The sequence below is a fragment of the Streptomyces sp. NBC_01410 genome, from assembly GCF_045040195.1.
In the GTDB taxonomy this organism is placed as follows: domain Bacteria; phylum Actinomycetota; class Actinomycetes; order Streptomycetales; family Streptomycetaceae; genus Streptomyces.
In genome coordinates this window covers 2,098,311-2,120,974 of record NZ_CP109530.1, presented here as the reverse complement: position 1 = coordinate 2,120,974, position 22,664 = coordinate 2,098,311, and the positions used below count along the sequence as shown (strand labels likewise).

22 protein-coding genes are annotated in these 22,664 nt (G+C 71.6%); 7 read left to right on the top strand and 15 right to left on the bottom strand.

Annotated elements, in window-relative coordinates; genetic code table 11:
* Nucleotides 1-60: 60 nt before the first annotated feature.
* Both OG741_RS09820 and OG741_RS09815 read right to left on the bottom strand, forming a co-directional pair.
* Nucleotides 61-531, bottom strand: a complete 471-nt coding sequence (locus OG741_RS09820) for a GNAT family N-acetyltransferase (RefSeq protein WP_405605486.1) — start codon at nt 529-531, stop codon at nt 61-63.
* A 6-nt stretch (nt 532-537) separates the two neighbouring features.
* Nucleotides 538-1,308 carry an IclR family transcriptional regulator gene (locus OG741_RS09815; protein ID WP_405596409.1) on the bottom strand — a complete coding sequence of 257 codons (771 nt, stop codon included), beginning with the start codon at nt 1,306-1,308 and terminating at the stop codon, nt 538-540.
* Nucleotides 1,309-1,439: 131 nt separating this feature from the next.
* Between OG741_RS09815 and OG741_RS09810 the strand changes: the two genes are divergently transcribed.
* The 4 genes from OG741_RS09810 to OG741_RS09795 all read left to right on the top strand — a co-directional run bounded on the left by OG741_RS09810 (nt 1,440) and on the right by OG741_RS09795 (nt 5,559).
* Nucleotides 1,440-2,978 (top strand): aldehyde dehydrogenase (NADP(+)), encoded by a 1,539-nt coding sequence (locus OG741_RS09810; protein WP_405596408.1) that lies wholly within the window; start codon nt 1,440-1,442, stop codon nt 2,976-2,978.
* Between the two features lie 5 nt (nt 2,979-2,983).
* Entirely contained in the window at nt 2,984-3,598 is a 615-nt protein-coding gene (locus tag OG741_RS09805; RefSeq protein WP_405596407.1) for a DUF1349 domain-containing protein, read from the top strand.
* Between the two features lie 125 nt (nt 3,599-3,723).
* Nucleotides 3,724-4,443, top strand: a complete 720-nt coding sequence (locus OG741_RS09800; protein WP_405596406.1) for a DsbA family oxidoreductase — start codon at nt 3,724-3,726, stop codon at nt 4,441-4,443.
* 69 nt (nt 4,444-4,512) lie between these two features.
* Entirely contained in the window at nt 4,513-5,559 is a 1,047-nt protein-coding gene (locus OG741_RS09795; RefSeq protein ID WP_405596405.1) for an aminotransferase class V-fold PLP-dependent enzyme, read from the top strand.
* Here OG741_RS09795 and OG741_RS09790 read toward each other — a convergent pair.
* Nucleotides 5,508-6,092, bottom strand: coding sequence for a MarR family winged helix-turn-helix transcriptional regulator (locus tag OG741_RS09790; RefSeq protein ID WP_405596404.1), 585 nt, complete (start codon nt 6,090-6,092; stop codon nt 5,508-5,510). The genes OG741_RS09795 and OG741_RS09790 overlap by 52 nt on opposite strands.
* Before the next feature lie 136 nt (nt 6,093-6,228).
* Between OG741_RS09790 and OG741_RS09785 the strand changes: the two genes are divergently transcribed.
* A complete protein-coding gene (locus OG741_RS09785; RefSeq protein ID WP_405596403.1) occupies nt 6,229-7,308 on the top strand; it encodes an alkene reductase in 1,080 nt (359 codons plus the stop codon).
* Nucleotides 7,309-7,394: 86 nt separating this feature from the next.
* Here OG741_RS09785 and thpD read toward each other — a convergent pair whose 3' ends face one another.
* Genes thpD through ectA form a run of 4 tightly spaced genes read right to left on the bottom strand, consistent with a single transcriptional unit; the run spans nt 7,395 to nt 10,561 of the window.
* Entirely contained in the window at nt 7,395-8,291 is an 897-nt protein-coding gene (gene thpD, locus OG741_RS09780; RefSeq protein WP_405596402.1) for an ectoine hydroxylase, read from the bottom strand.
* A gap of 3 nt (nt 8,292-8,294) precedes the next feature.
* Nucleotides 8,295-8,699: an ectoine synthase gene (locus OG741_RS09775; protein WP_405596401.1), complete on the bottom strand. Its 405-nt coding sequence runs from the start codon at nt 8,697-8,699 to the stop codon at nt 8,295-8,297.
* A 30-nt stretch (nt 8,700-8,729) separates the two neighbouring features.
* Entirely contained in the window at nt 8,730-9,998 is a 1,269-nt protein-coding gene (ectB, locus tag OG741_RS09770; protein ID WP_405596400.1) for a diaminobutyrate--2-oxoglutarate transaminase, read from the bottom strand.
* A 26-nt stretch (nt 9,999-10,024) separates the two neighbouring features.
* Nucleotides 10,025-10,561, bottom strand: a complete 537-nt coding sequence (gene ectA, locus OG741_RS09765) for a diaminobutyrate acetyltransferase (protein ID WP_405596399.1) — start codon at nt 10,559-10,561, stop codon at nt 10,025-10,027.
* A gap of 396 nt (nt 10,562-10,957) precedes the next feature.
* On the opposite strand from ectA, the gene OG741_RS09760 reads away from it, so the two are divergent.
* Nucleotides 10,958-12,043 (top strand): amidohydrolase family protein, encoded by a 1,086-nt coding sequence (locus OG741_RS09760; RefSeq protein ID WP_405596398.1) that lies wholly within the window; start codon nt 10,958-10,960, stop codon nt 12,041-12,043.
* Between the two features lie 238 nt (nt 12,044-12,281).
* Here the strand turns inward: OG741_RS09760 and cobC are convergent, their stop codons facing one another.
* From cobC to cobM, 4 genes are all read right to left on the bottom strand, one after another.
* The gene (gene cobC, locus OG741_RS09755; protein ID WP_405596397.1) at nt 12,282-13,337 is read right to left on the bottom strand and encodes an Rv2231c family pyridoxal phosphate-dependent protein CobC; all 1,056 of its coding nucleotides are present in this window, start codon (nt 13,335-13,337) and stop codon (nt 12,282-12,284) included.
* On the bottom strand, nt 13,321-14,247 hold the full coding sequence (locus tag OG741_RS09750) for a sirohydrochlorin chelatase (protein WP_405596396.1): 927 nt from the start codon (nt 14,245-14,247) through the stop codon (nt 13,321-13,323). Before OG741_RS09750 ends, cobC begins: the two co-directional genes overlap by 17 nt.
* Nucleotides 14,248-14,419: 172 nt before the next feature.
* A complete protein-coding gene (gene cobJ, locus OG741_RS09745) occupies nt 14,420-16,111 on the bottom strand; it encodes a precorrin-3B C(17)-methyltransferase (RefSeq protein WP_405596395.1) in 1,692 nt (563 codons plus the stop codon).
* Nucleotides 16,108-16,929, bottom strand: a complete 822-nt coding sequence (gene cobM, locus OG741_RS09740) for a precorrin-4 C(11)-methyltransferase (RefSeq protein WP_405596394.1) — start codon at nt 16,927-16,929, stop codon at nt 16,108-16,110. Before cobM ends, cobJ begins: the two co-directional genes overlap by 4 nt.
* Nucleotides 16,930-17,013: 84 nt before the next feature.
* On the opposite strand from cobM, the gene OG741_RS09735 reads away from it, so the two are divergent.
* Entirely contained in the window at nt 17,014-17,733 is a 720-nt protein-coding gene (locus OG741_RS09735) for a ZIP family metal transporter (RefSeq protein ID WP_405596393.1), read from the top strand.
* A 5-nt stretch (nt 17,734-17,738) separates the two neighbouring features.
* On the opposite strand, the gene cobI is transcribed toward OG741_RS09735, so the two are convergent.
* The 4 genes from cobI to OG741_RS09715 are packed head-to-tail and all read right to left on the bottom strand — an operon-like array spanning nt 17,739 to nt 22,610.
* A complete protein-coding gene (gene cobI / locus OG741_RS09730) occupies nt 17,739-18,467 on the bottom strand; it encodes a precorrin-2 C(20)-methyltransferase (RefSeq protein WP_405596392.1) in 729 nt (242 codons plus the stop codon).
* Nucleotides 18,464-20,002, bottom strand: a complete 1,539-nt coding sequence (locus OG741_RS09725) for a cobyrinate a,c-diamide synthase (protein ID WP_405596391.1) — start codon at nt 20,000-20,002, stop codon at nt 18,464-18,466. Before OG741_RS09725 ends, cobI begins: the two co-directional genes overlap by 4 nt.
* Nucleotides 19,996-20,604: a cob(I)yrinic acid a,c-diamide adenosyltransferase gene (gene cobO / locus OG741_RS09720; RefSeq protein ID WP_405596390.1), complete on the bottom strand. Its 609-nt coding sequence runs from the start codon at nt 20,602-20,604 to the stop codon at nt 19,996-19,998. The genes OG741_RS09725 and cobO overlap by 7 nt, the downstream gene beginning before the upstream one ends.
* A complete protein-coding gene (locus OG741_RS09715; protein WP_405596389.1) occupies nt 20,604-22,610 on the bottom strand; it encodes a putative cobaltochelatase in 2,007 nt (668 codons plus the stop codon). The genes cobO and OG741_RS09715 overlap by 1 nt, the downstream gene beginning before the upstream one ends.
* Nucleotides 22,611-22,664 lie beyond the last annotated feature (54 nt).

Below are 22,664 nucleotides of genomic sequence, written 5' to 3'. Positions count from 1 at the left end.
GGACCCTGCCGGTACCTCCTGCGCTGCGACGATTCCCCTCCGCCGTACGGCGGAGGAGGCTCAGCCCGCCAGGGTGAGGAGCAGCTCGTCGGTCTGTGCACCCCTGGCGTGCGCGAAGCCCCGGTCCTTGCCGGTGACGGTGAATCCGCACTTCTCGAGGACCCGGATCGAGCCCGCGTTGTCGGCGGCGGCGCGGGCGTGCAGGGGACGCGTCGGTACGACTTCGAGCAGCGCGCGCAGTGCGGCGGTGGCGACGCCGCGGCCCCAGTACGCGCGGTCGACGACGTACGTGACCTCGCGCTCCTCGGGCGGTCCGTAGACCGCGGCGTGGCCGACGACCAGTCCGTCGGCCAGCACGGTCCGTATGACCGCGTCCGAGGCGCGGATCCGTACCCAGTGCGCGTCGAAAGCGGCCCGGTCGGTGGGGTCTTCACAGGTGAAGGCCGCCATCCGGTTCGACTCGGGATCACTCATGTGCCGGAAGAAGTGCGGCAGATCGCTGTCGAGCACCTCACGCAGAGAGACGGACAGAGCCATTCACAGCCTCCGGGTGGCGAGCGTGAGCCGGTCGCGGGCGTCGAAGAGCGCATCCTTGATCATCTGCTCGTGGCCGGGGGTGAGCCGGGCCACGGGCACCGAGCAGCTGATCGCGTCGCGCGCCGGGGTGCGGTACGGAATCGCGATGCCGAAGCAGCGCAGCCCGAGGGTGTTCTCCTCGCGGTCCGCCGCATAGCCCTGCTCGCGGATCAGACGCAGCTCCTCGATGAGCTTCTCGCGGTCGGTGATGGTGTGCTCGGTCAGGGAGGCCAGGGTCTCGGGCAGCATCTTGCGCACCTGCTCGTCGCTGTGGGTGGCGAGCAGCGCCTTGCCCAGCGAGGTGGAGTGGGCGGGCAGCCGGCGGCCGACACGGGTGAAGGGGCGCAGATAGTGCTGCGACTGCCGGGTGGCGAGATAGACGACATTGGTGCCGTCGAGCCGGGCGAGGTGGATGGTTTCCGTGGTGTCGTCGGAGAGCCGGTCCAGGGTGGGCCGGGCGGCGGCCACGACCTCGTCGCCGTCGATGTAGGAGGTGCCCACAAGCAGTGCCCGTACGCCGATGCCGTAGCGCGTACCGGTCGCGTCCGTCTCCACCCAGCCGAGCTCCACCAGGGTGCGCAGCAGCATGTAGAGGCTGGACTTGGGGTAGCCGACGGCCTCCTGGACCGCGGCGAGTGAGTGCATGCCGGGGCGCCCGGCGAAATACTCGAGCAATTCCACCGTCCGCACCGCGGACTTGACCTGTGCCCCACCGGTATCGGCAGTTGTCATTGCTCCTCGCCCCTTCTTGACCGCGCAGAACGCACGGAAATAGAGTCCCCACAGATTCATCATCAGGAACTTTGTTCAGAATACCGAACAAAAGCCCTGATGGGTGGCAGTAGAGCGGGAAGGAAGCCGCGGTGGCAGCAGCACCAGTCTGGAGTGTCGACCCCCGAACCGGGAACCCGCGTGAGCAGGTTGCGGTGGAGTCCACAACCGAGGAGATCGACCGCGCGGTCCGCGCCGCACACGCCGCCCGCCCCGCGCTCGCCGACCGGAGTGTACGCGCGCTCCTGCTGCGCACCGCCGCCGACCTCCTCGACGAGGCGCGCGAGCACGTCATCGAGGCCGCCGACGCCGAGACCGCGCTCGGCCCGACCCGCCTCACCGGAGAACTCGCCCGCACCACCGGCCAGTTGCGCGCCTTCGCCGATGTCGTCGACGAGGGCGCCTACCTCGACATCCACATCGACCACGCGGACGGCAGCCGCACGCCGCCCCGGCCGGACCTGCGCCGTTACAAGATCCCCCTCGGTGTCGTCGCCGTCTACGCCGCGAGCAACTTCCCGCTCGCCTTCTCCGTGCCCGGCGGCGACACCGCGAGCGCGCTGGCCGCCGGCTGCCCCGTCGTCGTCAAGGCGCACCCCGACCACCCCGGCACCTCCGAACTGTGTGCCTCCGTCCTGCGCAGGGCCGCCCAGCACGTCGGCCTGCCCGAGGACGTCGTGGCCCTGGTGCACGGCTTCGAAGCGGGCGTCGAGCTGGTGCGCCACCCGCTGATCACGGCCGCCGGATTCACCGGATCCGTACGCGGCGGACGCGCTCTCTTCGACGCCGCGGCCGCCCGGCCCGCGCCCATCCCCTTCCACGGCGAACTCGGCTCCCTCAATCCCGTCGTGGTCACCGAGGCGGCGGCCGGGGAGCAGGCGGAGGAGCTCGGCGCCGGGCTCGCGGGCTCGATGACCCTGGGGGAGGGCCAGTTCTGCACCAAGCCCGGCTTCGTCCTGGCCCCCGCCGGTGACGCGGGCGACCGGCTGCTGAAGTCCCTGACGGACGCCGTCAGCGAGACCGAGCCCGGCGTGATGCTCGACCACCGGATGCGCGCGGCCTTCGTCGACGGCGTACGGGAGCGGGCGGCACTGCCTCAGGTGGAGGCTCCCATCACCCCCGGCGCGGGCGGCGCGCACACCGTCAGCGCGGGCTTCCTCTCCGTACCGGCCCGGCTGCTGGCCGCCGAAGGCCCGCACGACCTGCTGCTCGAAGAGTGCTTCGGGCCGGTCACCGTCGTCGCGCGCTACGAGTCCGACGCCGAGATCACCGCGGTCCTCGGCCGCCTCCCGGGCAACCTCACCGCCACCCTTCACCTCTCCGACGGCGAGGCCGCGGGCGAGGGCCGGGGAGCCGAGCTGCTCGCCGAACTCACCCCGCTCGCGGGCCGCGTCCTGGTCGGCGGCTGGCCCACCGGCGTAGCCGTCGCCCCCGCCCAGCACCACGGCGGCCCCTACCCGGCCACCACCTCCACCTCCACCTCGGTCGGCGCGACCGCGATCGAGCGCTGGCTGCGCCCGGTGACGTACCAGACGACGCCTCAGGCACTGCTTCCGCCGGAGCTGCGCGACGACAACCCGCTCGGTCTGCCGCGTCGGGTGGACGGCCTCCAGGAGACTCCGCGAAGCTGAGCGCTGTGAGCGACCAGATCGAATTGCCCGAACTCCCCTTCCCACTGCGCCCGTACGGCCCCGACGCCAACTGGTCGTACGAGAAGGGCGTGCTGACCGGCTGGGCCGGAGCGCGGCAGGACCTTTTCGTCCCGCCCGCGGGCGATGCGCTGGAACCGGCATCCGACGCGCCGCGCCTGCTCGGCGCGCCGGAGGGCGACTTCCAGCTCATCACGCGGGTCACGGTCGGCTTCGCGGCGGCCTTCGACGCCGGCGTGCTCCATCTGCACGTCGGCGAACGGGAGTGGGCCAAGCTCTGCCTGGAACTCTCCCCGGACAAGCCCACCATCTGCACGGTCGTGACCCGCGGCCACTCCGACGACGCCAACTCCTTCGCGGTCGACGGCGACAGCGCGTGGCTGCGGATCAGCCGCACGGGCAAGGCCTTCGCCTTCCACGCGTCGACGGACGGCGAGCGCTGGACCTTCGTACGGATCTTCGCCCTGGGCACCGAGGAGCAGGCCGGCGCCGCGCTCGTCGGCTTTCTGGCGCAGTCCCCGGTGGGCGAGGGCTGTGTGGTGACCTTCGACCGGATCGAGTTCCGGCCGGGCTGGCCCGACGGGCTGCGCGACGGCAGCTGAGGAGCAGCGGCCTCGGCCTGTCACCTGGACACCGGGGAATGAGCCGGTCACGCACTGCGTTGACTCCGCAGCGGAGGATGCCTCCGCACAGCCCTGCCCCCGCACGACCCTGGAGTGAATGAAGCATGCGCGTCGAGATCTGGAGCGACATCGCCTGTCCCTGGTGCTACATCGGCAAAGCCCGCTTCGAGAAGGGGCTCGCGGCCTTCGCCCACCGTGACGGGGTCGAGGTCGTGCACCGCTCCTTCGAGCTCGACCCGGGCCGGGCCAAGGGCGACACCGCCCCGGTCATCGACATGCTCGCGCTGAAGTACGGACGGACCCGCGAGGAAGCGCGGTCGATGGAGGAGCACGTCGCCGCCACCGCGCGCTCCGAGGGGCTCGGTTACCGCACAGAGGGCCGTGACCACGGCAACACCTTCGACATCCACCGGCTGTTGCACCTGGCCAGGGCCCGCGGCCGTCAGGACGAGCTGCTCGACCTCGCCTACCGGGCGAACTTCGCCGAGGAGCGGTCCGTCTTCGACCCCGAGATTCTGGTGGACCTCGCGGTCGAGGCGGGTCTGGACGCGGACGAGGCCCGGGCGGTCCTCGCCGACGAGGGCGCGTACGCCGACGACGTACGGGCCGACGAGCGCGAGGCCGCGGAGCTGGGCGCGACCGGGGTGCCGTTCTTCGTGCTGGACCGGCGTTATGGCGTGTCGGGCGGCCAGCCCGCCGAGGTCTTCACCAAGGCGCTGGAACAGGCGTGGCAGGGCCGGGTCATCACCCCGATCGGCGCGGACGCGGCGGCCTGCGAAGCCGGTGGTTCGTGTGAGCTTCCGCAGGCCGGAGCCCATGCTTAAGCGCTGCTGAGGGGTGTGTCTCAACGATTCGCGATTGACCTGGCGTTGAGCGCGCCGCAGGGTGATCTCATGGAGACCCTGGGTGGCGCCGAGTTCGCGCCGCAGATGACGTATCTGAACACCTCCACTTGCGGGATGCTGCCGCGCCGGACCGTCGAGGCGGTGAAGCTGCTCGCCGACGAGCTCGCGGCAGGGCGTCCGGGTGGCGCCGGTGAATGGTCGGCGGTGACCGACGTCCGGCAGTCCTTCGCCCGGCTGTGCGGTGTGGACGAGGCGCGCGTCGCCGTCGGCGGTTCGGTCTCGGTGCACGTCGGGCTGATCGCGTCCTCACTGCACCCCGGCGCGGAAGTCCTCTTCCCGGAGGGGGAGTACGCCTCGGTCATCACGCCCTTCACCGTGCGCGGCGATCTCAAGGTGCGGTACGCCCCGCTGGAGCAGCTGGCCGACGCGGTGGGGCCCGGCACCTCGATGGTGGCGTTCTCCTCGGTGCAGTCCTCCGACGGCCGGATCGCCGACATGCCCGCCATCCGTGCCGCCGCGGCCGCGCACGGGGCACGTACGCTCGTCGACGCCAGCCAGTCGGCGGGCTGGCTGCCACTGGACGCGGCGGCCTGGGACTTCACCGTCACCGGCGCCTTCAAGTTTCTGCTCTGCCCGCGTGGCGTCTCGTTCCTCACCGTGACCGAGGAGGCCCAGGAGACCCTGGTGCCCATCCACGCCGGGACCTTCGCCGCCGAGGATCTGTGGGCCACCACCTACGGGCGGATCGAGGAACTGGCCCGCTCGGCCCGCCGGTTCGACGAGCCGCCCGCATTCCTCTCGTACCACGGCGCCAGGGAGTCCCTCGCGCTGCTCGAAGCGACCGGCATCGACGCCGTACACGCCCATGACACGGCGCTCGCCCGGCGGTTCAGGGACGGCCTGACGGAACTCGGGCACCGGCCGGTGCCCGGCGATTCGGCGATCGTGGCCGTGCCGGGTCTCGGCGACCGGGTCCCCGGGCTGGCTGCTGCGGGAGTGATCGTCTCGGAGCGGGCGGGCAATCTGCGCGCCGCCTTCCATCTCTACAACACGGCCGCAGATGTCGACTGGGCGCTGGACGTGCTGTCCGGCTGAGGCCGGCCGGGGCAGTCCGCGGTCTGCGTGCAGAGATTCTCCTCGACCTTCCCGAGGAGCCGTGTCAGCTCACCGCGCTCGTCGGGGTCGAGCCCGGCGAGGGTGTGCTCCTCCAGATTCGCCCAGGCCGCCTGGACCGCGGAGTGCAGGGCGCAGCTGTCCTGGGTCGCCTCGACGAGCACCGCGCGCCGGTCGCAGGGGTCGGGGCGGCGGCGGACGTGTCCGGCCTGCTCCAGTCGCTGGAGCATCTTGGTCACGGTGGACGGGTCGAGCTCGACGGCCTTGATCAGCTCTGACTGGCGCACGGCACCGGCGTCCCACAGATGCATCATGACCAGTTCCTGCCCCGGGTAGAGCCCGGCGCCCCGCAGCATCTTGCCCGCCGCCATGCGGTGCAGCCGGGCGACCCGGGAGACGGCGAGGCTGACGGGCCCGCCGAGCGCGGCGGTCGGCAGCGACCCGTTACAGACGGCACCGGCCGCGGTCTCGGGGGACTCGGTACAGACGGGATCGGCCGCGGTCTCGGGCGTCATCGGGGCCTCCTCGGCAAGGGTGCGACTGTCACATGGACAGTGTCTCCGAGAATTTTACCTTGGTCGGCCAATTAATGGTCTACAGTGGCATCCGGCCCGAATGCTTGGCCGACCATATAACTCTCTGGGAGCACCCATGACCACCGCGTTCGACCCCGTAGAACTGTCCGGCACGCAGCTCGCGAACCGCATCGCCATGGCGCCGATGACCCGCAGCCGCGCGTACGGCGACGGCCTCACGGTCACCGAGTCCACCGTCGAGTACTACAGCCAGCGCGCATCGGCCGGGCTCATCGTCACCGAGGGCATCCAGCCCTCCGTACTCGGCCAGGGATACCCGAACACTCCGGGCCTGCACACCGACGAGCAGGTCGCCGCCTGGCGCAAGGTCACCGACGCCGTGCACGCCAAGGGCGGCAAGATCTTCGCCCAGATCATGCACGCCGGACGCATCGGCCACCCGGTGCTCTGGCCCGACCAGGAACTGGTCAGTGTGGCGCCCTCGGCCGTCGCCCCCGCCGGGCAGCTGTACACGCACGAGGGACCCAAGGACTTCATCGCCCCGCGCGAGCTGGGCGCCGATGAAATCCCGGCCATCATCGAGGAGTTCGTCGAGGCGGCCCGTAACGCCGTCGCCGCCGGCTTCGACGGTGTCGAGCTGCACGGCGCCAACGGATATCTCATCCACCAGTTCCTCGCCCCCAACACCAATCTGCGCACCGACGAGTGGGGCGGCACCGTCGAGAACCGCATCCGCTTCGCCGTCGAGGTGACCAAGGCCGTGGCCGAGGCGATCGGCCCGGAGCGGACCGGACTGCGCGTCTCTCCCGGCAACGCGTACAACGACATCGCCGAGACCGACACCGAGGCCGTCTACCCCGCGCTGATCAACGAGATCGAGCCGCTGGGCATCGGCTATCTGCACATCGTCGAGATGGTCCCCGGCTACCGGGAGATCACGCGGGAGCTGCGCGAGAAGTTCAGCGGCACCCTGATCCTCAACCCGGCGACCGAGGGCCCGACCGACCACGCGGCGCTCGGGCTGATCGAGGACGGGACCGCGGACATCCTCGCCTTCGGCGCGCTGTTCCTCGCCAACCCCGACCTGCCGGTCAGGCTCAAGTCCGAGGGCCCGTACAACACCCCGGACACCGCCTCCTTCTTCGGCGGAGACGACAAGGGCTACATCGACTACCCGGCGCTGAGCGCGAACTGACCTCCGCACGGTACGAGGGCGGGGCCGGTCCGATGGGACCGGCCCCGCCCTCGTACCGTGCGACGGTCGGCGCACGGGTCGTACGGTCAGCCCACCGGTGTGAAGTCCCGCGCACCGATGAAGGAGGGCCGCGGCACCGGCGCCGCGAAGGGCTCCTGAGCCGCGTTCTCCACGCTGTTGAAGACGATGAAGACATTGCTGCGCGGATACGGGGTGATGTTGTCCCCGGAGCCGTGCATGCAGTTGCAGTCGAACCAGGTCGCGGACCCGGCCCGGCCGGTGAACAGCCGGATGCCGTGCCGGTCCGCGAAGCGGGTCAGCGCCGCGTGCGACGGGGTGCCCGCGTCCTGCATCTGAAGCGACTTCTTGTAGTTGTCCTTCGGCGTCTCGCCCGCGCAGCCCAGGAACGTCTTGTGCGAGCCGGGCATGATCATCAGGCCGCCGTTGGTGTCACGGTTCTCGGTCAGGGCGATCGAGACCGAGACGGTGCGCATGTTCGGCAGTCCGTCCTCGGCGTGCCAGGTCTCGAAGTCCGAGTGCCAGTAGAAGCCCGAGGCGCCGAAGCCCGGCTTCACATTGATCCGGGACTGGTGGACATACACATCGGAACCGAGGATCTGCCGGGCTCTGCCCACCACCCGCTCGTCGCGCACCAGCGAGGCGAAGACCTCGCTGAGCCGGTGCACCTCGAAGACCGAGCGCACGTCCTGGGACTTCGGCTCGATGATCGAGCGCTCATCCGCCCGTACGGCGGGATCGGCGATCAGCCGGTCCAACTCGCCGCGGTACAGGGCGACTTCGTCCTGCGAGATCAGCTCGTCGACCGTCAGGAAGCCGTCCCGCTCGAAGCCCATCAGCTCGGACGGGACGATCGGCCCCGGCGCGCCGGGTGCGGACCAGACGACCGGGTCCTGGCGCGGGGTCATCACCTCGCCCACGCCACGGGTCGGGTACAGGTCGGCGCGTACAGCGGCGGTGGTCATTTCTCAGCCCTCCTCGGACTCGGTCAGCAGCGGATAGACGCCGTTCTCGTCGTGGTCCTCCCGTCCGGTGACGGGCGGGTTGAAGACGCAGACACAGCGGAAATCGGTCTTGGGACGCATGGTGTGACGCTCATGGCCGTCCAGCAGATACATCGTGCCGGGCTCGATCCAGTGGGTCTCGCCGGTCTCGTCGTTGGTGAGCTCGGCCTCGCCCTCGACACAGAGCACGGCCTCGACGTGGTTCGCGTACCACATCGACGTCTCCGTACCCGCGTACAGCGTGGTCTCGTGGAGCGAGAAGCCGACCCTCTCCTTGGCGAGCACGATGCGCTTGCTCTCCCAGGTCCCGGACGCGGCCTTCACATGGCGCTCGGTGTTCTCGATGTCCTTGAACGATCGGACGATCACGGTGAGTCGTTGCCTTTCTCGTACGGGGTGTCAGGCGGTCTCGCGTACGGACCGGGCCAGGATGCGAAGGCCCTCGTCGAGCTCATCGGGCGAGACCGTGAGCGCGGGCAGCAGTTTGACCACTTCGCCCTCCGGGCCCGAGGTCTCCAGCAGCAGCCCCAGCTCGAAGGCGCGGGCGCAGATCGCGGTGGCGCGCGACTTGTCCGCGAACTCCAGGCCCCACACCAGGCCGCGGCCCCGGAAGCTCACCCCGTCCTCGGGGCTCTCGGCGATGATGGCCAGCAGTGCCTGCTCGACCTGCTCGCCGCGGGCCAGAGTCTGCTTCTCCATCTGGCCGTCCGCCCAGTAGGTCTCCAGCGCGGCGGCCGCGGTGACGAAGGCGGGGTTGTTGCCGCGGAAGGTGCCGTTGTGCTCGCCCGGCTCCCAGATGTCCAGCTCCGGCTTGAACAGGCAGAGAGCCATGGGCAGTCCGTAGCCGCTGATGGACTTCGACAGGGTGACGATGTCCGGCGTGATGCCCGCCTCCTCGAAGGAGAAGAAGCCACCGGTGCGGCCGCAGCCCATCTGGATGTCGTCGACGATCAGGAGCATGTCCTGGCGGTGGCACAGCTCCTGGAGCGCGCGCAGCCACTCGGGCCGGGCGACATTGATGCCGCCCTCGCCCTGTACGGTCTCGACGATGACCGCGGCGGGCTTGTTGAGGCCGGAGCCCTGGTCCTCCAGCAGACGCTCGAACCAGAGGAAGTCCGGGACCTGGCCGTCGAAGTAGTTGTCGAAGGGCATGGGCGTGCCGTGCACCAGCGGGATGCCGGCGCCGGCCCGCTTGAAGGCGTTGCCGGTGACGGCGAGCGAGCCGAGCGACATGCCGTGGAAGGCGTTGGTGAAGGAGACGACGGACTCGCGTCCCTTCACCTTGCGGGCCAGCTTGAGCGCCGACTCGACCGCGTTGGTGCCGGTCGGGCCGGGGAACATGACCTTGTACGGCAGGTCGCGCGGCCGCAGGACCACGTTCTGGAACGACTCCAGGAAGGCGCGCTTGGCCGTGGTGGCCATGTCCAGGCCGTGGGTGATGCCGTCGCGCTCGATGTAGTCGATCAGCGCGCGTTTCAGCACCGGGTTGTTGTGGCCGTAGTTGAGTGATCCGGCGCCGGCGAAGAAGTCGAGGTAGGTGTGGCCGTCCTCGTCGTGGAGGTAGCTGCCCTGCGCGCGGTCGAACACTGCGGGCCAGCCGCGGCAGTAGCTGCGCACCTCGGACTCCAGGGTCTCGAAGACACTCAGGGCGGGCGGGGTGATGGTCACAGCAAGTCTCCAGGTGTGGGGGGGTGTCAGGCGGAGAAGGGGCCGATGCGGTACAGGACTTCCGGCTGGTGCGTCCCCTCGGGGAACAGCCCGCCGTCGAAGAGGACTTCGCGGGCCAGGGGCACGTCGTGGCGCTTCGCGTACGAGGTGAACAGCCGGTCGGACGCGGTGTTGTCGGGCGTGATGGTCGTCTCGACCTCCCGCACCCCGCGCCCGCCGGTCACCCTCGCTGTCAGCGCGTCGAGCAGCACACCGGCCAGTCCCCGGCCGCGGCGCGCGTGGTCGACGGCGACCTGCCAGACGACCAGGGCCTCGGGGCGGTCGGGGCGTACATAACCGGTGACGAAGGCGATGGGCTCGCCGTCGGCCCCGCGCGCCACCAGGGAGGTGGCCGCGAAGTCGCGACACCACAGCAGATAGCTGTACGAGGAGTTGAGGTCCAGGACCTCGGAGTCGCGGGCGATGCGCCAGATCGCGGCTCCGTCCTCCACTCGTGGGGTGTCGATCTCCGTGAATTCGCTCGGGGGGTTGGCTCGTACAAGGTCTTCTTGTGCGGCGGTCATGTCGAGGAAATTTACCCAGCTAATTTCAAAAATGCATTGAGGGAAGGGGTTGGGTGAAGCGCTCGGCTGTGTTATCGCGCGGGCGCGGACACCTAGGTCATCCGGTGGCCTTTTCGGGCGATTTGTGCGGCAAATAAGGGGCGAATCGGTCGGGCTTGTGGAGTCGGTCACATATCTGTAACCACCGTGAGACCCGTCCGAATTACGGCCTTCGACCCTGACGAAACCTTGGTGTTTAGGCTTGCAAAACGGGGGCAGACGAATACGGGAAGCTGCCCGTAATAAAGCAGCTTCCGGAATTTCGAATTAACGCCGACTTTGCTGTCCGTGGAAATGCTGTTCACCGCTGTCCGCACTGCCGGGCCGCGACGCCCGCAAGCCTCGTACAGTGCTCGTATGAGCGATCACGCGGTGCTGCATGTGAAGGGGCGGGTGCTCGTCGGACCCGAGGAGGTGAAGGACGAGCTGTGGGTGGTCGACGGCCGCATCTCGTACGAACGGCCGTGCGCCGAGGCCGTCACCGTGACCGGCTGGGCGCTGCCCGGGCTGGTCGACGCACACTGCCATGTCGGGCTCGACCACCATGGCGCCGTGGACGAAGCGACCAGCGAGAAACAGGCGCTCACAGACCGGGACGCGGGCACGCTGCTCATCCGCGACGCCGGATCCCCGGCCGACACCCGCTGGATCGACGACCGTGAGGACCTGCCGAAGATCATCCGGGCGGGCCGTCACATCGCACGCACCCGGCGCTACATCCGTAACTTCGCCCACGAGATCGAGCCGGATGACCTGGTCGCCTACGTCGCCCAGGAGGCCCGCCGCGGCGACGGCTGGGTCAAGCTCGTCGGCGACTGGATCGACCGGGACGCCGGCGACCTGACCGCCTGCTGGCCGCGGGACGCCGTCGAGGCGGCGATCGCCGAGGCGCACCGGCTCGGCGCCCGGGTGACCGCGCACTGCTTCGCCGAGGACTCGCTGAGGGACCTCGTCGAGGCGGGCATCGACTGCGTCGAGCACGCCACCGGGCTGACCGAGGACACGATCCCGCTGTTCGCCGAGCGGGGCGTCGCAATCGTGCCGACCCTCGTCAACATCGCCACGTTCCCGGCGCTCGCGGCGGGCGGCGAGTCCAAGTTCCCGAAGTGGTCCGCCCATATGCGGCGGCTGCACGAGAACCGTTACGACACGGTGCGCGCGGCCTACGACGCCGGTATCCCGGTCTTCGTCGGCACGGACGCGGGCGGCTCGCTGGCCCACGGCCTGGTCGCGGCGGAGGTGGCCGAACTGGTCAAGGCGGGCATCCCGCCGATCCAGGCGCTGTCGGCGACGGCCTGGGGCGCGCGCGAGTGGCTGGGCCGCCCGGCCCTGGAGGAGGGCGCACCGGCGGATCTGGTGGTGTACGAGGAGGATCCGCGGGCGGATGTGAGGGTGCTGGCGGGGCCGCGGCGGGTGGTGCTGAACGGGAGGGTGATCGGCTGAGGGGGGTGCGCCTGCGGCGGGGCTTGTCCCCACCCCGCCCGTTCCCTTAACCGGGGCTCCGCCCCGGACCCCGCTCCTCAAACGCTGGAGGGGCTGAATGTTCAGCCCGTCCGGCGTTTGAGGACATGCGGCCGAAGGTCGCATACGGGGTCCGGGGCGAAGCCCCGTCGGGGGTCTGGGGCGGAGCCCCAGTTCGGGAAGGGGCGGGGTGGGGTGAAAGCCCGCCGCAGGCGAACCCCTACCCGCCCACCGCCGTCAACGCCTGGTCCAGCGCCTGCAGGAAGCGGTTCGTCGTCGCCCGGTCGCGGACCGCCAGCCGCAGCCAGCCGGGGCCCAGGCCCGGGAACGTGTCGCCGCGGCGGGCCGCGAAGCCCAGGGCGCGCAGACGTACGCGGACCTCGGCACCGCGGCGGACGTGCGCCAGGACGAACGGGCCCTGCGCCGACGCCACCACCCGTACCTCGTCGAACTCCGCGAGCCCCGCGAGCAGATGCGCCCGCTCCGTCGCGAGCTGAAGCGCCGCCTGCGCCGCCTCCTTGAGCGCGGCGGGCTCCATGCACGCCTCCGCCGCCGCCAGCGCGGGCGACGACACCGGCCACAGCGGCTGCGCCCGCTCCAGCGTGGCGATCGTGTCCGCATCGGCCAGCACGTAGCCGATGCGCAGGCCCGCGAGCCCCCAGGTCTTGGTGAGGCTGCGCAGCACTACGAGCCCCGGGATGTCGGTCCGGCCCGCCAGTGCCTCGGGCTCGTCCGGCACCGCGTCCATGAAGGCCTCGTCCACCACCAGCAGCCGCCCGGGGCGGGCCAGTTCGGCGATGTCGTCGGCCGGGTGCAGCACGGACGTGGGGTTGGTGGGATTGCCGATGATCACCAGGTCCGCCGTCTCGGGTACGGCCGCCGGATCGAGCCGGAAGCCGTCCTTCTCGCGCAGCAGCAGCCGCGCCACCTCGTGCCCCGCGTCCCGCAGCGCCGCCTCCGGCTCCGTGAACTGCGGGTGCACGACCAGCGGGTGACGTACCTTCAGGGCGCGCGCGAGCAGAACGAACGCCTCCGCCGCCCCCGCCGTCAGCAGCACCCGCTCCACCGGCAGCCCGTGGCGCCGCGCGACCGCCGCCCGTGCCGCCCGTGCGTCCGGATACGCGGCGAGTCCGGTCAGCGAGTCCGCGATGCGCGCGCGGAGCCAGTCCGGGGGAGTCCCGGCGCGGACATTGACCGCGAGGTCGATGAGACCGGCGTCCCGTACCTCCGCGTCACCGTGGTGGCGCAGGTCGTGTGCGTCAGTGTGCGTGTGCATGGCTGCCGTGTTGGTCGTGACGTGGGCCGTGGCCGTGGCCGTCGTCGGCGGGGTGGAAGTGCGGACGCTGCGGAGCACCGACCTTGTCCTCGAAGCCCGGCATGGCGACCCGGTAGACGCACGAGTCGCAGTTCATCCGGATGTCGCCCTCCACGGCCTCCCGGTAGCGGTCGAGCACCAGGTCGAGCAACTCCTCGGTCGGGCCGATCACATCGGCCGAGACGACCTCCACCCCGGGGTGCGCCTCCGCCCAGCCCTGCGTCTGCTGACGCACCCGGTCCGGCAGGATCCCCGTGAACAGGAAGTACGGCAGCACCACGATCCGCCGGGCGCCCAGCTTCACGCACCGGTCCAGGCCGCTGGGAACATCGGGCGCGGCGAGCGAGACGAACGCGGTCTCCACGGCCGCGTACCCTCGCCCCTCCCACAGCAGCCTTGCCGCCTTGTGCACCTCGGCATTGGCGTCCGGATCGGTCGAACCGCGGCCCACCAGCAGCACCGTCACATCCGCGCGGTCCCCGGGCCTGCGGGTCGCGGAGCCCAGCGCCTCGTCCAGCCGCCGCTCCAGGACGCGCAGCAGCGAGGGGTGCGGGCCCAGCGGACGGCCGTAGGCGTACGAGATCTGGGGGTGACGCTCCCGCTCGCGGGCCAGCGCGGCCGGGATGTCGCCCTTGGCGTGCCCTGCGGACACCAGCATCAGCGGCACCGCGGCGAAGCGGTTCACTCCCCGCTCGACCAGTTCGGCGACGGCCTCGCCGAGGGGCGGCGCGGACAGCTCGATGAAGCCGCCCCCGACGGGGAGTTCGGGATGGCGCCGCCCCAGCTCCCGTACGAAGTCACGGAAGGCCTCGGCCCCGGCTTCGTCACGGGTGCCGTGACCGGCGATGAGCAGTGCGGGCGGGGTGGTCACGCAATCTCCTTGGAATGGGGGTGGTACGGCAGAGCATTCCGCGTGGCGACGGCTGCGGCGAGGGTACGGCGGGGACTCGTCCTCGGAACATGCGATTTCATGGCGGGCGTGGGCGTGGCGTGCGTGGTTGTGACGCGCGTGGGCGTGGCGTGCGTGGGCGTGGCGTGCGTGATCATGACTGCCAGCGGTAGCCCCGCGGGGTCACCATGCGGCCCGCGACCTCTCGCGTCGCCGTGTTGCCGACCGTCACGACCGTCATCATGTCCACCGTCGCCGGATCCAGTCCGGCCAGTGTGGTGACGCGGCTGGATTCGTCCGGCCGGGAAGCGTTGCGTACGACACCTGTCGGTGTGCCCGGATCGCGGTGCTCCGCGAGGATCGACAGCGCCTTCGGCAACTGCCAGTCACGCCCGCGGCTACGGGGGTTGTAGAAGGTCACGACGATGTCCGCCTCCGCCGCCGCCCGCACCCGGCGCTCGATGACCTCCCACGGTGTGTGCAGGTCCGAGAGGCTGATCGAGACATGGTCGTGCCCGAGCGGCGCGCCCAGGATCGCGGCGGCGGCCAGCGCCGCGGTCACCCCCGGCACACCCACCACGTCGATCTCGCCGGACGCCTCGGCGAGCGCCGGTGAGGCCATCGCGTACACGCCCGCGTCACCGCTGCCGATCAGCGCGACCGCATGACCGGCGCGGGCCTCGGCGACGGCCGTACGGGCCCGTTCCTCCTCGGCGCCCAGGCCGGATTCGACGATCCGGGTGCCGGGCCTGAGCAGATCGCGGATCTGGTCGACGTACTGATCGAGCCCGACCAGGACGGAGGCGCGGCGCAGCTCCTGCATGGCGCGCGGGGTGAGCAGATCGCGGGCGCCGGGGCCGAGTCCGACCACGGCGAGGCGGCCGCGCGGCACCCGGCGCACCACGGCGCAGGTCGCCATCGCGGCCCGGCCCGCCGGATGCCCCGTCGACTTCCGCTTCGGGACGAGGAGTTCACCGCCCTCCGCGAGCGCCGCGGCCTCGGCGACGGACGGGGTGCCCACGGCGGCGAGCGGCGCGCTCGACGGGTTCGGCACGGTGATCGACGCGAGCGTTTCGGGCGCGTACGTCACCAGTGGCACGCCAAGACGCTCCGCCGCCCCGACGATCCCCGGCTCCTGCGCCTTCGCGTCGACGGTCGCCAGCGCGGCGACGCTCAGCTTCGAGAGTCCCGCATCGCGCAGGGTGTCCTCGACCAGGCCGAGGACCTCGTCGAGGGGAGCGTCCCTGGAGGCCCCGACCCCGACGACGAGCGACGGCGGCCGCAACACGGCCTCCCGCGCGCGCGGTTCGACGACCCGGTCGGTCACCCGCAGAACCGCGTCGCCGTCGGCACCCACATTCCCCGGCAGCGGCGGCAGCGGCCACACCGCGTCGGCCCGCAGTGCCACCGGTTCGCCGTCCAGCAACGCCCGGGTCACCGACGCGACCGCGCCCTCCACCGGCCATCCCAGGGTGTCCAGACCCGGGACGTCGGCCGCGTCAGTCGCCGTCGTCACCACCGGGGCGCAGCCGAGAACATCGGCGACCCGCGCCGCCAGCTCGTTCGCGCCTCCGCCATGACCGCCGAGCAGGGACACCGCGTACCGCTGTCCCTCGTCCACGCACACCACGCCGGGGTCGGCGGACTTGCCCGCGAGCAGCGGGGAGATCAGCCGCACGACCGCGCCCGTAGCAAGGAAACACACCAGCTGATCGCACTCGGCGAACGCCAGCTCCACCGACGGGCCCACCGGACCCTCGTACACCCGGGTGCGTCCGGGCCAGGCCGCGGCCAGCCGGTCGCGGGCCGCGGCACCCGCCGCCGTCGCGGAGATCAGGCCGATCACTGAGCCGCTCCCTGTGCGCGAAGTGCCTTGCGGGCGGCCGGATCCGCCTTCCGGAAACCATGGAAGTGACCCGGATGGTAGAGATGCGAACGCGTCCCCGCGGCCGCCAGCGCGGGCCCGACCAGGAACAGTGTGTGCTTCCAGAGCTTGTGCTCCTTGACGGTCTCCTCCAGCGTGCCGATCGTGCAGCGCAGGATCAGCTCCTCCGGCCATGTCGCCTGATACGCGACGACCACCGGCGTACTCGTCGGATAGCCGCCCTCCAGCAGCTCCTGCGTCAACTGGCCGGATCTCGCCGCCGACAGGAACAGCGCCATCGTCGTGCCGTGCCGCGCGAACTCCCGCACCTCCTCGCCCGGCGGCATCGGCGTCTTGCCGCCGCCGAGCCGCGTCAGGACCACCGACTGCGCGACCTCCGGGATCGTCAGCTCGCGCTGCGCGATCGCGGCGACCGCCGAGAACGACGAGACACCCGGCACGATCTCGACCGCGAGACCCAGCTCCACGCAGCGGTCGAGCTGCTCCTGCGTACCGCCCCACAGCGCGGGGTCGCCGGAATGGATACGGGCGACCCTCAAGTCCCCCTCGTACGCCCGCTCGTACACCGCGACGACGTCCTCCAGCGACATCGCCGCCGAGTCGAGGATCTCGGCACCCTCGCGCGCGTGGTCGAGGACGTCCGCCTGCACCAGGCTCGCCGCCCAGATGACGATGTCGGCGTCGGCGATGGCCCGCGCGGCCCGGAACGTCAGCAGATCGGCGGCGCCCGGGCCGGCGCCGACGAAGGTCACCTTCCCGCGGGTGTCGGCTTCGGCCATGAGCGGCTGTCCTCTCGTGTCATTCGGGTGGATCCGGTGGTCCTTGATGTGCCAGGGAGCAGGTCAATCCGCTAGCAAGGGCGCATGGCGGTGTTCGTCGCGCTCGGCGCGTTCCTCATGACGCTGTTCGGCGGCTGGACCGCCGGGCGCGTCACCGACCGCCGCCACCTCGTGCTCGGCCTGGCCGGCGGGCTGATGCTCGGCGTGGTCGGCCTCGACCTGCTGCCGGAGGCTCTGGAGGCGGCCGGGAACGAGGTGTTCGGGGTGCCGCAGGCGCTGCTGCTCTTCGTCGGCGGCTTCCTCGCGGCGCACCTGGTGGAACGGCTTCTGGCCGTCCGCAGGGCGGCACACGGCGTCGACGACAGAGCGCCGCAGGTGGGCCTGACGGCGGCAGCGGCGATGGTCGGCCACAGCCTGATGGACGGCATCGCGATGGGCGCGGCCTTCCAGGTGGGCGGCGGCATGGGCGCGACCGTCGCGATCGCCGTCATCACCCACGACTTCGCCGACGGGTTCAACACGTACACGATCACCAGCCTGTACGGGAACACCCGCGGAAAGGCGCTCACGATGCTCGTCGCCGACGCGCTCGCCCCCGTCGCGGGCGCCGCCTCCACGCTGCTGTTCACGCTTCCGCCGGAACTCCTCGGCAGCTACCTGGGGTTCTTCGGCGGCGCCCTGCTCTACCTCGCCGCGGCCGAAATCCTGCCCGAGGCGCACCACGCCCACCCCGCGCGCTCCACCCTGCTGTGCACGGCCGGGGGAGTCGGCTTCGTCTGGCTGGTGGTCGGCCTGTCCGAGTGACGGGTTCACAACTTGCCCCCACGGCCGCCGTCCCGCGGCGCCGGCGCGATCAGCGTCGACAGATACGGCAACGGGCCCTCGGCCAGCTCGGCGGCAGGCCGGATCGACTCCTCCGGCAGCCCGAGCGCCGAGCCCCACACCGCGCCCTCGGTACGTCCCGTCTCCCGCAGGGCGGTCGCCACCTCGGCGGCCAGCCGCCCGAACTTGTACGCCACCACCGTCCCGGGCCCCTCCAGGGCACCCTTCAGAACGGCCGCACCGGCCGTCACCGGCACCAGGGTCAGCGGCTCGGTGCCCTCGGTGAGGACCGCGCCGCTGCGGGCCGCCAGATCCTGCATCGCGGTGATGCCGGGCACGGTCTGAACGGCCGTCCCCGGGACCAGTTCGCCGATCGTCTGCGCGAGATAAGTGAACGTGGAGTACACATTCGGGTCGCCGATCGTCGCGAAGGAGACGACGTCGTGAGCACGCAGGAGTTCGGCGACGCGCTCGCCTGCGGCGTCCCAGGCGGCCTCACGACGGGCCCGGTCGGTGCGCTCGTTGAGCGCGAAGACGACCCGCATGACCTTCTCGGCGCCGACGTAGTGCAGGACGGTCGCCTCGGCGCGGCCCCGCTCCAGCGTGTCCATCACCGGTACGACGACGACATCGGCCTCCTGCAGCGCGCGCACGCCCTTCACGGTCACCAACTCCGGGTCGCCCGGCCCCACTCCGATCCCGATCAGCCTGCTCATCGCACACACCCCTCAACGAATCGGCGGGCGACACCGGGCGCGGAGGCCCAGTGCGTATGCAGATAGCTCGCATGCACGCCCCGCTGGACGAACCCTTCGACGCGGCGCTCCGGCCGGTGCATGCCCCAGGCGGGGTCGGGTCCTGCGGCCGGCTCGATGACGGTCCGGTGGAACTCGTGCCCGCGCAGCCGTGTCCCGGCCGCCGCGAGGACACTGTCGCTGACGGCGACGGCCTCCCGGTAGCCGAGCGTCAGCCGCTCACTCATCCGCGCCTCGGCGTCCAGCACGCCGCACATCGGCTGCCCGTCCAGGGACCGCGCGAGATACAGCAGCCCGGCACACTCGGCGGCGACGGGCGCGCCGGAGTACGCGAGGTCGGCGACGGCCTTGCGGAGGGGTTCGTTGGCGGACAGCTCGGGGGCGTACACCTCGGGGAATCCACCGCCGATGACGAGTCCGGCGGTGCTGGTGGGCAGCTGCTCGTCCCGCAGGGGGTCGAAGGGGACGACGTCGGCGCCGGCGGCGGTGAGGAGTTCGGCGTGCTCGGTGTACGAGAAGGTGAAGGCGGGGCCGCTCGCGATGGCGACGACGGGCCGCTGCGCGGGGCTTGTTCCCCACCCCGCCCCTTCCCGAACCAGGGCTCCGCCCCGGACCCGCTCCTCAAACTCCCCCAGACTTCGTCCGGGGGGACCCCCAAGGGGCTGAACTTCAGCCCGTCCGGCGTTTGAGGACACGCGCGAAGCGCGTTCGGGGGTCTGGGGGCTTGCCCCCAGTTCGGGAAGGGGCGGGGTGGGGAATGGCTCGCCGCAGGCGGCACCCGCATCCCACGCCGCCGCACCCAGCCGCGGAGCCGACCGCGCCAACCCCAGCAGCCCCTCCAAGTCGCAGCCAAGCCGCACCTGTTCGGCCATAGCCGTCACCGCGTCCACCGCCTCCGCCCGCCGCTCTGCCACCGGCACAAGACCGAGGTGCCGCGACGGCGAGGAAACCTGAGTCACCCGACGCAGCACCCCCAGCACCGGCACCCCCGACTCCTCCAGCGCATCGCGCAGCAGGTCCTCGTGCCGGTCCGACGCGACCTTGTTGAGGATCACGCCGCCGATCCTCACCTGCGGGTCCCACGACGCGAAACCGTGCACCAGCGCCGCCACCGACCGCGACTGCGAGGACGCGTCGACCACGAGCACCACGGGCGCCCGCAGCAGCTTCGCCACCTGGGCCGTGGAGGCCAGTTCACCCGCGCCCGCCGCGCCGTCGTAGAGCCCCATCACGCCCTCGACGACGGCCACGTCGCACCCCGCGGCGCCGTGCGCGAACAGCGGTTCCATCAGTTCCGTACCGCACATGTACGCGTCGAGATTGCGTCCCGGGCGTCCCGTCGCGAGCGAGTGGTAGCCCGGGTCTATGTAGTCCGGGCCGACCTTGTGCGGGGACACGGTCAGGCCCGCCGCGACGAAGGCCGCCATCAGGCCCGTCGCGACGGTGGTCTTGCCGCTGCCCGACGACGGGGCGGCGATGACGAGACGTGCTACCACTCGATGCCCCGCTGCCCCTTCTGACCCGCGTCCATCGGGTGCTTGACCTTGGACATGTCGGTGACGAGGTCGGCGAAGTCGAGGAGTTCGGCGGGCGCGTTGCGGCCGGTGATCACGACATGCTGGGTGCCCGGGCGGTCGCGCAGCACCTGGATCACCTCGGCGGGGTCCACCCAGCCCCAGTGCATCGGATACGCGAACTCGTCCAGGACGTAGAACTTGTACGACTCGGCGGCCAGGTCGCGCTTGACCTGTTCCCAGCCCTCGCGCGCCTTCTCCTCGTTCGACAGCTCGCCGTCAGCGGGGGCGCGCTGGATCCAGGACCAGCCCTCGCCCATCTTGTGCCAGTCCACCTTGCCGCCCTCGCCGCTCGCGCCGAGGACCTTCAGGGCGTTCTCCTCGCCGACCTTCCACTTCGCGGACTTGACGAACTGGAACACCCCGACCGGCCAGCCCTGGTTCCAGGCGCGCAGCGCCATCCCGAAGGCGGCCGTCGACTTCCCCTTGCCGATGCCGGTGTGCACCATCACCAGCGGCCGGTTGCGGCGCTGGCGGGTGGTGAGCCCGTCCTGGGGAACGACGGTCGGCTGTCCCTGCGGCATTAAGCGGCCCTCCTGGTTGCGGTGACGTCCCTGACGAGTCCGGCGATGCTGTCGGCGCGCAGCTCGTCCAGGGTGACGGCCGTGCCGCCGAGATCACGGGCGAGTTCCCCGGCGAGCCCGAGGCGCACAGGCCCCGACTCGCAGTCCACGACGACGGAGGCCGTGCCCTCGGCGGCGTGCAGCCGCGCGGACCGCGAGGCGAGCGCCACCGGATCGACGCCGCCCGTCGCGCGGCCGTCCGTGACCACGACGAGCAGCGGGCGGCGCGCCGGATCGCGAAGACGCTCCACGCGCAGGACGTCGTGCGCCCGCAGCAGCCCGGCCGCCAGCGGCGTCCGGCCACCCGTGGGCAGCAGTTCGAGCCGGGCCGCGGCCGCGTCCACCGACGAGGTCGGCGGCAGCGCCACCTCCGCGTCCTTGCCGCGGAAGGTGATCAGCCCGACCTTGTCGCGCCGCTGATACGCGTCGAGCAGCAGCGACAGCACCGCGCCCTTGACCGCGCTCATCCGCTGCCGCGCCGCCATCGAACCCGAGGCGTCCACGAGGAACAGCACGAGGTTCCCCTCCCGCCCCTCCCGGGCGGCTTGCCGCAGGTCGTCACGCCGGACCACCAGACCGCGGCCGCTGCGCCCGCGCGCCCGCTGGTGCGGTGCTGCCGCCTGCACGGTCGCCGCCAAGTGCAGCTTGGTGAGCGCCCCTCGGGGCCGCCGGGCTCCCGTCGTCCGCCCGTGCTCGGTCCGCGCCCGGGACCTGCGCCCCGCCGCGCCCTCGCCGAGCCCGGGCACACTGAGCACCTTCGTACGGAACGGCTCCTCGGCCCGTACGGCCTGCTGCTCACCGCCGCCCGCGGCCTGCGGCCGACCGCCCTCGGCCTCCTGCGGCTCGGCGGGAGTGTCACCCTCGCCCGCGTCGCCCTGCGGCGGTGTGCCGGGACCGTCCTGCGGCGGCTGCCCGCCACCCCCGCCCGGCCCGTCCGGATCGGTGTCGGGATCGTCGTCGCCGAACTCCTCCAGCGTCTCGTCGAGCTTGTCCTCGTCGAGACCGGGCGCGTCGAAGGGATTGCGCCTCCGGCGGTGGGGGAGCGCCAGCAGGGCGGCCTGGCGCACGTCCTCGGCCAGTACGTCGCTCCGCCCCGCCCACGCGGCCAGCGCCGTGGCCGTCCGCGCCATCACGATGTCCGCGCGCATACCGTCGACCTCGAAGGCCGCGCAGGTCGCGGCGATCTGCCGCAGCGCTCCGTCGCCGAGCCGCACCTCCGGCAACAGCGCCCGCGCGGCCACGATCCGCGCCCGCAGAGCCGTCTCCTCGTCCGCCCAGCGCCCGGCGAAGCCGCCGGGATCGTCGTCGTACGCGAGGCGGCGGCGCACCACCTCGACCCGCTGGTCGGGCTCGCGGGAGGCCGCGACCTCGACGGTGAGCCCGAACCGGTCCAGCAACTGCGGCCGCAGTTCGCCCTCTTCGGGGTTCATCGTCCCGACCAGCAGGAAGCGAGCCGCATGCCGTACCGAGACGCCTTCACGCTCGACGTACGAGGCGCCCATGGCGGCCGCGTCGAGCAGCAGGTCCACCAAGTGGTCGTGGAGCAGGTTCACTTCGTCGACGTAGAGGATCCCGCGGTGCGCGTCGGCGAGCAGCCCCGGCTCGAAGGCCTTCACGCCCTCGGCGAGCGCCCGCTCGATGTCGAGCGCGCCGACGAGCCGGTCCTCGGAGGCCCCCACGGGCAGCTCGACCATCCGCGCGGGACGCGCCGTGCCGCCGCCCGCCTCGTGAGGCCCGTCGGGACACGCCGGGTCGGGGGAGGCGGGGTCGCAGGAGAACCGGCACCCGGAGACGACGGAAACCTGCGGTATCAACGCGGAAAGGGCGCGTACGGCGGTCGACTTGGCGGTCCCCTTCTCACCGCGCACGAGCACACCGCCGACGGCGGGCGACACGGCGTTCAGCAGCAGCGCGAGCCGCAGATCGTCCTGCCCGACGATGGCGGTGAAGGGGAAGGGGGTGCTCATGCGCTCTCCTTGTTGTTAAGAATCAGCCGCGCCCAAGGCGCGTGGTCTGGGGCG

What these genes read in the sequence shown, in the direction of transcription:
- cobC (WP_405596397.1), bottom strand. Translation starts at nt 13,337, where the DNA reads ATGCACACGCACACTGACGCACACGACCTGCGCCACCACGGTGACGCG.
- cobO (WP_405596390.1), bottom strand. Translation starts at nt 20,604, where the DNA reads ATGCCGCAGGGACAGCCGACCGTCGTTCCCCAGGACGGGCTCACCACC.
- OG741_RS09800 (WP_405596406.1), top strand. Translation starts at nt 3,724, where the DNA reads ATGCGCGTCGAGATCTGGAGCGACATCGCCTGTCCCTGGTGCTACATC.
- cobM (WP_405596394.1), bottom strand. Translation starts at nt 16,929, where the DNA reads ATGGCCGAAGCCGACACCCGCGGGAAGGTGACCTTCGTCGGCGCCGGC.
- OG741_RS09715 (WP_405596389.1), bottom strand. Translation starts at nt 22,610, where the DNA reads ATGAGCACCCCCTTCCCCTTCACCGCCATCGTCGGGCAGGACGATCTG.
- thpD (WP_405596402.1), bottom strand. Translation starts at nt 8,291, where the DNA reads ATGACCACCGCCGCTGTACGCGCCGACCTGTACCCGACCCGTGGCGTG.
- cobI (WP_405596392.1), bottom strand. Translation starts at nt 18,467, where the DNA reads ATGAGCAGGCTGATCGGGATCGGAGTGGGGCCGGGCGACCCGGAGTTG.
- ectA (WP_405596399.1), bottom strand. Translation starts at nt 10,561, where the DNA reads ATGACCGCCGCACAAGAAGACCTTGTACGAGCCAACCCCCCGAGCGAA.
- OG741_RS09785 (WP_405596403.1), top strand. Translation starts at nt 6,229, where the DNA reads ATGACCACCGCGTTCGACCCCGTAGAACTGTCCGGCACGCAGCTCGCG.
- OG741_RS09735 (WP_405596393.1), top strand. Translation starts at nt 17,014, where the DNA reads ATGGCGGTGTTCGTCGCGCTCGGCGCGTTCCTCATGACGCTGTTCGGC.
- OG741_RS09815 (WP_405596409.1), bottom strand. Translation starts at nt 1,308, where the DNA reads ATGACAACTGCCGATACCGGTGGGGCACAGGTCAAGTCCGCGGTGCGG.
- OG741_RS09790 (WP_405596404.1), bottom strand. Translation starts at nt 6,092, where the DNA reads ATGACGCCCGAGACCGCGGCCGATCCCGTCTGTACCGAGTCCCCCGAG.
- OG741_RS09795 (WP_405596405.1), top strand. Translation starts at nt 4,513, where the DNA reads ATGGAGACCCTGGGTGGCGCCGAGTTCGCGCCGCAGATGACGTATCTG.
- OG741_RS09760 (WP_405596398.1), top strand. Translation starts at nt 10,958, where the DNA reads ATGAGCGATCACGCGGTGCTGCATGTGAAGGGGCGGGTGCTCGTCGGA.